Here is a 10750-nt window from a genome sequence, read left to right as displayed (position 1 = left end):
CGGGGGGGGGGGGGGGCGCGCGCGGGCCGGCCCGCCCCGCCCCCCCCCCCCGCCCCCCGCCACCCCCCCCCCCCCCCCCCCCCCCCCCCCCCCACCCCACCCCCCCCCCCCCCCCCCCCCCCCCCCCCCCCCCCCCCCCCCCCTTCTCCGTTGTCCGGGGACCGGGCGCCGACGGGTCCGATCGGCCCCGTTCCCGCCTCACGCCCCCTCTTCGCTTTCGCTCTGCGACTCCCTCTTCCCGACGTTGCCCATGTCTCACCCGAGCAAGGCATACCCCCCGGGGTATAAATGTTAATCTGAACAAGAGATACCCCCCCGGGTACAGCGTACGGAAGGAGTCGTGTCGTGTTCTTCGTCGACACCATGGAGACAGCGGGCCTCGGCAACCGCAGTTATCTGGCGGGCGGGCAGCGGGCCGCCGTGGCCGTGGATCCGCCGCGCGACATCGACCGGGTCATCACCGCGGCCGCCCGGCGCGGCGTGCGGATCGCCCTGGTGGTGGAGACCCATCTGCACAACGACTACGTGACCGGCGGCCTGGAGCTGGCGCGCCTCACCGGGGCGCGGTACCTGGTGCCCGCCGCAGCGGAGGTCTCCTTCACCCGGGTCCCGGTGGCCGACGGTGACACCGCCGCGGTCGACGACGGCCTCACGCTGCGCGCGCTCGCCACTCCCGGACACACTCCGCACCACACGTCCTATGTGCTGGAGGAGGAAGGCCGGGCAGTCGCCGCTTTCACCGGTGGTTCGCTGCTGATCGGCAGCGTGGGCCGGCCCGACCTGGTGGAGCCCCGGCTCACCGCCGAACTGGCCCGCGCCCAGCACGCCTCCGCGCACCGGCTCGCCGACGAACTCGAAGACACCGTTCCCGTTCTGCCGACACACGGCTTCGGCAGCTTCTGTTCGTCCGCCCGGGCCGAGGGGACGGCCACGACGATCGGCGAGGAGCGCAGCCGGAACGACGCGCTGGTCAAGGACGTCGACACCTTCGTCGCGGACCTGCTCGCCGGTCTCGACGACGTGCCCGCGTACTACGCGCACATGGGACCGGCCAATGCGGCGGGCCCCGATCCGCTCGATCTGACCCCGCCGGATGCGGCCGACGCCGAGGAGATATCCCGGCGGCTCGCCGCGGGTGAGTGGGTGGTGGATCTGCGCAGCCGGGTGGCGTTCGCCGAGGGGCATGTGGCCGGATCGTTCAATTTCGAGGGCGAGGGACAGCTCGCGACATATCTGGCCTGGCTGATCCCCTGGGGCAAGCCGGTCACCCTGCTCGCGAGCACGGCCGCGGATGTCGCGCACGCGCAGCGGGAGCTGTCGCGCGTCGGCATGGGGCGGCCGGTGGCCGCCGCCACCGGCCGCCCCGAGGACTGGGTGCGCGCACCGGCGGCGCTGCGGTCGTTCCGCAGATCCGACTTCGCGGGTCTGGCAGCCGCACGGGCGCGCGGCGAGGACCCGGTGGTTCTCGATGTGCGCAGGGACGCCGAGCACAGCGGCGGTGCGATCGCGGGGGCGTTGCACATTCCCGTGCACGAACTGCGCCGGCGACTGGACGAGGTGCCGCCGGGCGTCGTGTGGGTGCACTGCGCGGGCGGTATGCGGGCGGCCATCGCCGCGTCTGTGCTGGACGCCGCGGGACGAGAGGTGGTGGCCGTCGACGACGGCTTCGCGGCGGCGGCGCAGGCCGGTCTGAGCCCGACCGTCCCCGCACCCGTCCCCACCTCCGCCGCGACCGCGACCTGACCGCCGATACCCAGCGCTCCGCACCCGCACCCGCACCCGAGGAGAGTTTCCCTTGCCTTCCCTGTTGTCCTTCTTCCGTCGCGGTCCGAGCCGCATCACTCCGGCCGAGGCCGCCCGGCGGACCGCCGAGGGTGCGGCGGTGCTGCTCGACGTGCGCGAACCGGCCGAGTGGCAGGCCGGCCACGCGCCGGGCGCGCTCCATCTGCCGCTGTCCCGGCTGACCGGGGGCGCGTCGCTGCCGGACTCGGCAACGGGCCGTCCGGTAGTGGTGATCTGCCGCTCCGGTCACCGCTCGCGGACGGCCGCCCGCATACTCGCCGACCGGGGAATCCCGGCCGTCGATGTGGTGGGCGGCATGACCGCCTGGGCCGGCCGCGGTCTGCCCGTGCGCGACCGGCGCGGGGCGGCGGGCACCATCTCATGACCACCTCGCTGATCCTGGCACTGATCGCCGGGGCGGTGGTCGGTCTGGCGCTCGGAGGGCTGGGCGGCGGGGGAAGTGTTCTCGCCGTCCCCGCGCTGATCTATCTGCTCGGCTTCACCCCGGCCGCGGCCACCACCGCCGCGCTGCTCATCGTCATCGCCACATCCCTCACCGGGCTGGTCGCCCATGCCAGGGAGGGCAGGGTCCGCTGGCGTACGGGAGGACTCTTCGCGGTGGCCGGAATCGTTCCGGCCGCGGTCGCCGGAGCGCTGTCGGTGCGGATTCCGTCCGGGTTGCTGACCGCGGCGTTCGCCGTGCTCGCGGTGGTCGCCGCGGTACGGATGCTCCGCCCCCGGGCGGAGCCCGCCTCCCGGCACGGGAGCGGTTCGGACCCCGTACCCGCCGGGCGGACCGTGGGCGCGGGCGCCGGTCTCGGCGCCGTGACCGGGTTCCTCGGCGTGGGCGGCGGATTTCTCGCGGTGCCCGCCCTGGTCACCGTGCTGGCCGTCCCGATGGCCTCGGCGGTCGGGACCAGCCTGCTCGTCATCACGGTGAACTCCACGGCGGCCCTGATCGCCCGCCTCGCCACGCCCACCGCGCTGGACTGGGCGGTGATCGCCCCGTTCACGGCGGCGGCGGTCCTCGGGGCCTGGGACGGGCAGCGGCTGGCCTCGAAGGTGTCCACGGCCGCGCTCCAACGGATCTTCGGCGCGGTACTGCTGGCCGTGGCCGTGTTCATGCTCGTCGACGCCGTGGCGTGAGAGCCACGACGTCGATCCCCCGGCCGGCCGGCGCCACCCCCGGCTCAGGCCAGCGAGAGAAAGAGCTTCTCCAGTCGCGCCCGCATCTGGTCGCGGTCGGCGGGCTCACCACCACCGTCGGCCATGCAGTGCTGCAGGCCCGTGGCGATGATCGCGAAACCGGCCCGGTCGAGCGCCCGGGAGACGGCCGCCATCTGCGTGATGACGTCCTCGCAGTCCCGGCCCTCCTCGATCATCCTGATGATCCCGGCGAGCTGGCCCTGAGCGCGGCGAAGGCGGTTGAGGACCGACTTCAGTTCGTCGGCCGCCATGTCGAGTTCCACACATCCTCCTCCTGATACCCCAAGGGGTATTCTAACCTGAAAGGGAAGGGAGGGACCGAGTCCCTCCCCAGCCCCGGTGAACGAAAGGAAACACTGCTCGTGACCAGCCCCGTCTCCCTCTCCCCCGCCCAGGCCGCGGCCCGTCTCGCGGAGTTCACCGTCATCGATGTGCGGGCTCCCGGCGAGTACGCCTCCGGGCACGTTCCCGGTGCCCTGAACATTCCGCTGGACCGCTTCCCCGAGGCCGTGCCCGCGCTGAAGTCCGCGGCGGCCCGCGGCTCGCTGCTCGTGGTCTGCGCCTCCGGTGTCCGCTCGACCCGGGCCTGCGACATTCTCGCGGCGGCGGACATCGAGGCCGTCACGCTGTCCGGCGGCACCTCCGCCTGGGAGGGCGAGGGGCGCGATCTCGACCGTCCCGCCGGAACACGGGCGACCTGGCCGATGGATCGTCAGGTCCGGCTCGCGGCCGGTTCGCTCGTGGTGGCCGGCCTGCTGGCCGGGGTGCGCTTCCCGGCCGCGCGCTGGATCTCCGCCGGCATCGGCTCCGGTCTGGTCTTCTCCGCCGTCACCAACTCGTGCGGCATGGCGGCGGTCCTGTCGAAGCTTCCTCACAACCGCGCCCCTCGCTCGGCGGCGAGCCTGGACGCGACGCTGGACGCCCTGCAGAGCTGAGCCGCCCCGCGCGCAGACGGCGCCCCGTACGAGAATCGCCCTCCGTGCTGTCAGGAGCCGGTCACGTCCCCCGCATGACCGGCTCCTGACGTCGAGAGGGCACGGGGTCAGACCTCGTCCCGGACGAGGGCGAGCAGCCGGTCCAGTACACGCGGTCCGCCCGCGCGCAGCCCGTCGTGCTCGTACTCGTTGGTGACCCAGGTACGGAGCCCGCGGATCGCCGACGCCGTACGCAGCGCGTGCCCGGTGTCGACATACATGTCGTCGTGGTAGACGGCGGCGGCGACCGGCACTTCGTTGGCGGCCAGGCGTGCGGTGTCGTACAACGGTGCCCAGTCGGTACGGGAGGCCAGCAGCTCGGCGGTCTCGCGCAACGGGCGCAGTGCCGGATCGACCTCGAAGTGCCAGGGGTGGATGCTCTCACCGGTGAAGAGCACCGGGCCGTCGCCCTTGAGCGCCTCGGCCGCGTCGAACTGCGGGAATTCGGCCCGGACCCGCTCCGCGGCCCAGGCGGTGGGCCGCTCGTCCTGGCCGTAGATCGCCTCGTGCATCAGCGCGTACAGCGGATGCCCGGCAAACGAAGCGGCCGTGCGCATGGCCTCCTGGAAGGTGTCGGACAGCTCGGTGCCGTGCGGCGTGCGGACGAAGGCGTTCTCCAGCAGATAGTGCAGCTGGTGGCTGCCGTTGCCACCGCCCAGCATGATGCCGAGGGACTGGAATCCCTCGGGCGTCAGACGGTGTCCGGCGCTGTCCGGGCGGTGTTCCGCGAGGTGAGCGGTGATCTCCCGGGCGCGCCCGACATCCTGCGGGTAGCGGGCGTAGTGGGCCGCGACCTTGCGCTCGATCCGTGGGTAGGCGGCCCGGTAGACGTCGTCGGCGTGCGCGTCGAGCGAGGGCAGACCACCGGTGATGAGGACGGTCTTGAGCCCTTCGGGGGCGGCCGACAGATAGCGGACGGCGCAGAAGCCGCCGAAGGACTGGCCGAGGACCGTCCACGGGTCGCCGCCGGTCAGCTGCGGGCGGATCAGCTCGCAGTCGCGGACGATGCTGTCGGAGCGAAAGCGGGCGAGGTAGTCCGCCTGCTCGCGCGGGCCGCCGCGCAGCGGCAGGGTCTGCCGGTTGGCTGGGGTGGAGAGACCGGTTCCGCGCTGGTCCAGGAGCAGCACCCGGAACTCCCGCACAGCCCGTCCCAGCCATGCCTCCGTACCGACGAAGCGCCGGGCGCCGAAGCCGGGGCCGCCCTCCAGATAGACCAGCCAGGGCAGTTCCTCGCCGGTCCTGCCGCTCGCCACGGCTTCTCTGCCGAAGATCTCGATCTGCTCACCGCCCGGATCGGCGTGGTCGAGCGGGACCGTGAAATAGCGGTCGGTGAAGACGATGCCGGGATGCCGGTAGCTGCTCACAAGGTGCTCCTGAATCAGATGTTCCGCGCACAGTTCAGCACACGGCCCGCGACACGGACGGTCGCGGCCCGTGTGCGGACCGCCCGGAGGCCTCCTACCGTGCAGGAATGATCCGGTTCGAGCAGGTCGGCAAGGTCTACCCGGACGGTACGAGAGCGGTCGACGGACTCTCCTTCGAGGTCGCCGAGGGGGAACTGGTCACCCTCGTCGGCCCGTCCGGCTGCGGCAAGACCACCACGATGATGATGGTGAACCGGCTGATCGAGCCGTCGTCCGGCCGGATCCGGGTCGGTGGCGAGGACATCTCCGGCGTGGACCCGGTGAAGCTGCGCCGCCGGATCGGCTACGTCATCCAGCAGGTGGGACTCTTCCCGCACCGCACGATCCTTGACAACACCGCGACCGTCCCCTCGCTGGTCGGCTGGAAGCGGGCGAGGGCCCGTGAGCGCGCGGCCGAACTGCTCGATCTGGTGGGCCTCGACCCGAAGACCTACGGCTCCCGCTACCCCGCCCAGCTCTCCGGTGGCCAGCGGCAACGCGTGGGCGTGGCACGGGCGTTGGCCGCCGATCCGCCGGTGCTGCTGATGGACGAGCCGTTCGGCGCGGTCGACCCGGTGGTGCGGGAGCGGCTGCAGAACGAATTCCTGAACCTGCAGGCCGCCGTCAGGAAGACGGTCCTGATGGTCACCCACGACATCGAGGAAGCGGTGCGGATGGGTGACCGCATCGCGGTGTACGGGACGGGGCGCATCGAGCAGTTCGACAGCCCGGCGGCTGTGCTCGGGTCTCCCGCGACTCCGTACGTGGCCCGATTCGTCGGCGCCGACCGGGGCCTGAAACGTCTGTCGGTCACCACGATCGAACCGGACGATCTGGAGGAGCCGCCGGTCGCCCGGCTGGACGAGCCGGTCCGGTCGGCGGCAGCGCGGCTGAGCGGTGCGGGGGCCCGTTGGGCGGTCGTGGTGAACGACGGGGGCGACCTGCACGGCTGGGTGGCGGCGGACGCGCTGCGGATCGCCGGGGAGTACGGCACGGTCGGGGACCTGGCTCGCCGGATGGACGCCTGGGTGCCGGTCGGGGCCCCGCTGAAGCAGGCGTTCAGCAAAATACTCCAGCACGACGCCGGATGGGTCGCGGTGCTGGACGGGTCACGGTTCCTCGGCGTGCTGACCCCGGCCAAGCTCCACGAGGCGCTGCGCCGGTCGGTGGACGCCGACGCTCGGGGCGTGGGGCGGGACGAGGTGCGGTTCGACTCGGTGTCGGACGCGTAGGGCGAGCACGGTGCACACGAATGCCGGCCGACGCAACCCGTCCGGGTGCCGTGGTCGGAAGCATTTCTCCGGCCGCAGCACTAGCGTCCGCGCCGGTAGCTGCTTCCGTCCTTGGGCCGGACCAGCAGGCCGGCGACGACCAGATAGCGGCGCAGCGCCGAGCAGTCCTCGTGCACCGTCAGCAGTGCCTCGTTGACCTCGCGTTCGGTGTAGGTCCGGTCGCGCTCGAAGAGCGTCTCGGTGAGATGGACGAGCAACTGCTCGCGTCGGGCCGTCTTGCGTGGGATCGCCGTCAGACGGCCGTGCGAGAAGAGCGCGGCGACCTGGCGCGAACCGCTGGAATCGGTGTCGGGCATGAGAGGGAGCCTCTCAGGCGTCCGGCCCGCGGGCAACGTGTTTTCGCCCGATTGCGGACGCGGCGCGGTGCGAGGTGTCACGACCGGCGCCCACATGGTCCGCGCCGACCTCTTCCGCAGCCGGGGACACCCTCGTCGACGCGCCGCCCGCCCCGTACCGTGTGATCAACCATCCCCCGCGGTGATCACTCACCCTGTGAAGAAGGCGGTCCTCATGTCCCTGTTCGATCTGCCCCTCGACGAGTTGCGCGACCACCGCAGCAGTTCGGTGGAGCCGGCGGACTTCGACGCGTTCTGGTCGCGGACACTCGACGAGGCCCGGTCCCATGATCTCGGCGCCCGGTTCGAGCGGCGTACGGATACGGGGCTGACGACCGTGGACGTGTACGACGTGACGTTCGCGGGCTTCGGCGGGCACCCGGTCAAGGGCTGGTTCGTCCTGCCGACGGGCACCACCGAACCGCTGCCGGTGGTCGTGGAGTTCATCGGCTACGGCGGCGGGAGGGGCCTGGCCCACACCCATCTGCTCTGGGCATCGGCCGGTTTCGCCCACTTCGTGATGGACACCCGGGGCCAGGGCAGCGGCTGGCTGGTCGGCGACACCCCCGACCCGGTGGGCAGCGCGCCCTCGTTCCCCGGTTTCATGACCCGGGGCATCGAGGACCCGCACGCGTTCTACTACCGTCGCGTGTTCACCGACGCGGTACGGGCGGTGGAGGCAGCGCGCTCGCATCCCCTGACCGACGCGACACGCACCGCGGCCATCGGCGAGAGCCAGGGCGGTGGCATCACGCTCGCCGTCGCGGGCCTGATACCCGACCTCGTGGCGATCGCGCCGGACGTCCCGTTCCTGTGCGACTTCCCCCGCGCGCTCACCGTCACCGACCGCAACCCGTACCGCGAGGTGGGCAACTACCTCAGGACGCACCGGGGCCGGGCCGAGCGGGCTCGGGCCACCCTGTCCTACTTCGACGGGGTGCACTTCGCCGCGCGCGGGCGGGCACCCGCGCTGTTCTCGACAGCCCTGGAGGACATGACCTGCCCGCCCTCGACCGTCTTCGCCGCCTTCAACGCCTACGCCCACCAGGACAAGGCCATCGAGGTGTACGACTTCAACGATCACGAGGGCGGCGGGCCGTTCCAGCAGGCCGTGCAGCTGGGCTGGCTGCCCGGCAGGCTGAGGGCCTGACCCGCGAAGCCACGCGAGCCCGGCAAGATCCGAACGAGAGGCCCTGAGGGCTATCCCGTAATCCCTGGCGGGCGCGCGGCGTCAGCTACTTCCCCAAGCTCTCGGCTGCGCTCGAACAGGGGAGGCCCCATCCTCGCCGCGTTGTCGGAACGTCCGCATACATCCAGTATGCGGACGTCCCTCCGCCTTGCGATGCACCGCATCTGACGCCGCGCGCTGATCCACCAGGGATTGCGGGACAGCCCTTAGCCGCGCGGGATGAGGCTCTTGGACTCCAGATACGCACGTGCCACGTCCTCGGGCAGCCGTCGCCAGCTGTCGACCCGCTCGTCGAGCCCGGCCAGGTCGGCGGTGGTCAGTACGGTGTTGAGCTTGCCCAGCGCCTTGCGTACACCTTCGCCGCCCGCCCGGGACCGGTTGACGACGGGGACGATGTAGTCGGCGTTCTGCAGGTGCTTGTCGTCGGCGAGCAGCACGAGGCCGAAGCTGTCCAGGGTGGCGTCGGTGGTGGTGGTCAGCACCATCTGGTCCTGACCCCTCTGGACGGCCTGTTTGGCCTGGGTGGTGCCGACGCCCTTGGGGTCCACGGCGGTGACACGGATGCCGTAGGTCTTCCTCAGCCCCGGTGCGCAGTAGGGGCGCTGTACGCATTCGTCACCGGCGGCCAGCCGCACGGGCAGCCCTGACCGGCCCAGATCGCTGAGGGTCTTCAGCCGGTGCTTCGCCGCGTAGGGAGCGGCGACCGCGAAGGCGTTCTGGTCGACTGCGCGCCCGGGGTCGAGGACGGTGAGGCCACGCGGTTCGGCGAGGGCGCGCAGGGCCCTCATGGTGGCGGCGAGGTCGGGCGAACCGACCGGGGTGGCGTCCGCGCCGTTCTTCCTGGCGTTCAGCCAGTCGGCGAGGGTGGCGGTGTACTCCGGCACGACGTCGATCTGGCCGCTCTCCAGCGCCGGTTCGTAGATCTCGCGATTGGTGACGGAGATGGTCTTCGTGGAGTAGCCGGCCCGACCGAGCAGAGCGGCGTACATCTGGGCGAGGAGATCGCTCTCGGTGAAGCCGGCGGAGCCGATGGTGAGGTGCTTGCTGTCGCCCGGCGGTGCGGTGACCGCGCCCCGGCTCTCCAGGGAGGGACCGGTCGTGCAGGCGCTCGCCGACAAGAGCGCCAGGAGCATGGAGGGTGCCGGTCGCGGCCTCATCCGGATCCCTCGCCGCGGCCCCGGTCGGGGGCGAGCCGCTGCACCACTTCGAAGAGCCCTTCGACGACGAGGGCGAAGGCGGCGACGAGAACGGCCCCGGCGACGACCTGCGCGGTCGAGGCGAGGTTGAAGCCCGCGGTGATGATGCGGCCGAGTCCGCCGCCGCCCGCCAGCGCCGCGAGGGTGGCGGTGGCGACGAGTTGGACGGCGGCGATCCGTACGCCGGTGAGAATCAGCGGCAGGGCGAGCGGCACCTCGACACCCAGCATCAGCTGTCTGCCCGTCATACCCATCCCCGTGGCCGCCCGTACGACGTCGCGGTCGACCTCTCGCATGCCCACGTAGGCGTTGGTGAGCAGCGGCGGTACGGCGAAGAGCACAAGGGCGATGACGGTCGGCCACTCGCCGTGCCCGCCGATCGGGGTGAGGAGCAGCAGCACCAGCACGGCGAAGGTGGGCACGGCCCGGCCGATGTTCGAGAGGTTGACGGCGAGCGCGCCGCCCCTGCCGAGATGGCCGAGGACCAGGGCCACGGGCAGCGCGATCAGACAGCTGATCAGCAGGCAGACGACCGTGAGGAACAGATGCTGGCCGAGCCGGTTCCAGATGCCGCCGTCGCCGGACCAGTGCGCCGCGGTCGTGAGCCAGGTCCAGGCGTCGGCGAGGGTGTTCACGCCCGCCTCCGGGTCCACGGCGTCAGGATGCGCTGCAGGAGGAGGAGCAGCAGGTCGGCGGCGACGGCGATGAGGACGCAGAGGACGGAGGCGGTGAGCACCTGGGCCTTGAAGTACGTGTTCATCCCGGCGTAGATGAGGTTGCCGAGTCCGCCGTACCCGACGATCGCGCCGACCGTGACCAGGGAGACCGTGGAGACGGTCGCGATACGCAGTCCGGCCATGGCGGCCGGCAGGGCGAGGGGGAGTTCCACGGCGACGAGCAGCCGCACGGATCCGTATCCCATGCCGCGCGCGGCCAGCCTGGTCTCCTCGGGCACGGCCCGCAGTCCGGCGAGGATGTTCCGGACGAGCAGGGTGAGCGAGTACAGGACGAGTCCGGCGACGACGAGCGAGGCGGAGAGTCCGTACACCGGCAGCAGCAGCGAGAACATGGCGAGCGAAGGCACGGTGTACAGGATCGTCGTCACACCGAGAACCGGGCCCGCCGCCCAGCGCCGGTGGCGGGCCGCGAGGGCGAGCGGAACGGCGAGGGCGAGCCCGATGAGCACGGAGACCGCGGTGAGCTGGAGGTGCTCGATGACGGCGTCGCGGAGGATCTCGCGACGGCTGCTCAGATAGGCACCGCAGAGCCACTCATTGCGCGCGAGGCAGTCGTCGGGAGGCGCGGTCACCCGTCCATTGGAGCGCGGGCGGTCGGGCGGACGCGCGTCCTGTTCGGCTGTCCGGGGGCCGTGC

General features: G+C 72.0%; 12 protein-coding genes. 6 read left to right on the top strand and 6 right to left on the bottom strand.

Going from position 1 to position 10750, the window contains the following annotated elements; all coding sequences use genetic code 11:
• Positions 1 to 345 precede the first annotated feature (345 nt).
• The 3 genes from ACZ68L_RS37885 (at position 346) to ACZ68L_RS37875 (ending at position 2928) form a co-directional block, all read left to right on the top strand.
• On the top strand, positions 346 to 1743 hold the full coding sequence (locus ACZ68L_RS37885; protein WP_469586903.1) for an MBL fold metallo-hydrolase: 1398 nt from the start codon (positions 346 to 348) through the stop codon (positions 1741 to 1743).
• A gap of 61 nt (positions 1744 to 1804) precedes the next feature.
• Complete coding sequence (locus ACZ68L_RS37880) at positions 1805 to 2167, top strand: rhodanese-like domain-containing protein (protein ID WP_469586921.1); 363 nt, start codon at positions 1805 to 1807, stop codon at positions 2165 to 2167.
• The gene (locus ACZ68L_RS37875) at positions 2164 to 2928 is read left to right on the top strand and encodes a sulfite exporter TauE/SafE family protein (RefSeq protein WP_469586900.1); all 765 of its coding nucleotides are present in this window, start codon (positions 2164 to 2166) and stop codon (positions 2926 to 2928) included. Before ACZ68L_RS37880 ends, ACZ68L_RS37875 begins: the two co-directional genes overlap by 4 nt.
• Before the next feature lie 44 nt (positions 2929 to 2972).
• Here the strand turns inward: ACZ68L_RS37875 and ACZ68L_RS37870 are convergent, their stop codons facing one another.
• Entirely contained in the window at positions 2973 to 3251 is a 279-nt protein-coding gene (locus tag ACZ68L_RS37870) for a metal-sensitive transcriptional regulator (protein WP_361453531.1), read from the bottom strand.
• A gap of 99 nt (positions 3252 to 3350) precedes the next feature.
• On the opposite strand from ACZ68L_RS37870, the gene ACZ68L_RS37865 reads away from it, so the two are divergent.
• Complete coding sequence (locus ACZ68L_RS37865; RefSeq protein ID WP_469586896.1) at positions 3351 to 3923, top strand: rhodanese-like domain-containing protein; 573 nt, start codon at positions 3351 to 3353, stop codon at positions 3921 to 3923.
• A gap of 107 nt (positions 3924 to 4030) precedes the next feature.
• On the opposite strand, the gene ACZ68L_RS37860 is transcribed toward ACZ68L_RS37865, so the two are convergent.
• Entirely contained in the window at positions 4031 to 5326 is a 1296-nt protein-coding gene (locus tag ACZ68L_RS37860; protein ID WP_469586893.1) for an alpha/beta fold hydrolase, read from the bottom strand.
• A 107-nt stretch (positions 5327 to 5433) separates the two neighbouring features.
• Between ACZ68L_RS37860 and ACZ68L_RS37855 the strand changes: the two genes are divergently transcribed.
• Entirely contained in the window at positions 5434 to 6597 is a 1164-nt protein-coding gene (locus ACZ68L_RS37855; protein WP_469586891.1) for an ABC transporter ATP-binding protein, read from the top strand.
• 80 nt (positions 6598 to 6677) lie between these two features.
• Here the strand turns inward: ACZ68L_RS37855 and ACZ68L_RS37850 are convergent, their stop codons facing one another.
• Positions 6678 to 6953, bottom strand: a complete 276-nt coding sequence (locus ACZ68L_RS37850; RefSeq protein ID WP_469586888.1) for a DUF2087 domain-containing protein — start codon at positions 6951 to 6953, stop codon at positions 6678 to 6680.
• Between the two features lie 214 nt (positions 6954 to 7167).
• Here ACZ68L_RS37850 and ACZ68L_RS37845 point away from each other — a divergent pair, with 214 nt between their 5' ends.
• Positions 7168 to 8142, top strand: a complete 975-nt coding sequence (locus ACZ68L_RS37845) for an acetylxylan esterase (protein ID WP_469586917.1) — start codon at positions 7168 to 7170, stop codon at positions 8140 to 8142.
• A 245-nt stretch (positions 8143 to 8387) separates the two neighbouring features.
• Here the strand turns inward: ACZ68L_RS37845 and ACZ68L_RS37840 are convergent, their stop codons facing one another.
• Genes ACZ68L_RS37840 through ACZ68L_RS37830 form a run of 3 tightly spaced genes read right to left on the bottom strand, consistent with a single transcriptional unit; the run spans position 8388 to position 10686 of the window.
• Positions 8388 to 9338 carry an ABC transporter substrate-binding protein gene (locus ACZ68L_RS37840; protein ID WP_469586885.1) on the bottom strand — a complete coding sequence of 317 codons (951 nt, stop codon included), beginning with the start codon at positions 9336 to 9338 and terminating at the stop codon, positions 8388 to 8390.
• Positions 9335 to 10012, bottom strand: coding sequence for an ABC transporter permease (locus ACZ68L_RS37835; protein WP_469586914.1), 678 nt, complete (start codon positions 10010 to 10012; stop codon positions 9335 to 9337). The genes ACZ68L_RS37840 and ACZ68L_RS37835 overlap by 4 nt, the downstream gene beginning before the upstream one ends.
• The gene (locus tag ACZ68L_RS37830; protein ID WP_469586882.1) at positions 10009 to 10686 is read right to left on the bottom strand and encodes an ABC transporter permease; all 678 of its coding nucleotides are present in this window, start codon (positions 10684 to 10686) and stop codon (positions 10009 to 10011) included. The genes ACZ68L_RS37835 and ACZ68L_RS37830 overlap by 4 nt, the downstream gene beginning before the upstream one ends.
• Positions 10687 to 10750 lie beyond the last annotated feature (64 nt).

The organism is Streptomyces sp. NPDC104309 (assembly GCF_055584025.1).
The sequence above is the reverse complement of the archived record's forward strand: the minus strand, read 5'-3'. Positions and strand labels throughout refer to the sequence as shown.

Excerpts from the sequence above, each read along its gene's own strand:
- ACZ68L_RS37850 (WP_469586888.1), bottom strand. The coding sequence starts at position 6,953 with ATGCCCGACACCGATTCCAGCGGTTCGCGCCAGGTCGCCGCGCTCTTC.
- ACZ68L_RS37875 (WP_469586900.1), top strand. The coding sequence starts at position 2,164 with ATGACCACCTCGCTGATCCTGGCACTGATCGCCGGGGCGGTGGTCGGT.
- ACZ68L_RS37845 (WP_469586917.1), top strand. The coding sequence starts at position 7,168 with ATGTCCCTGTTCGATCTGCCCCTCGACGAGTTGCGCGACCACCGCAGC.
- ACZ68L_RS37855 (WP_469586891.1), top strand. The coding sequence starts at position 5,434 with ATGATCCGGTTCGAGCAGGTCGGCAAGGTCTACCCGGACGGTACGAGA.
- ACZ68L_RS37840 (WP_469586885.1), bottom strand. The coding sequence starts at position 9,338 with ATGAGGCCGCGACCGGCACCCTCCATGCTCCTGGCGCTCTTGTCGGCG.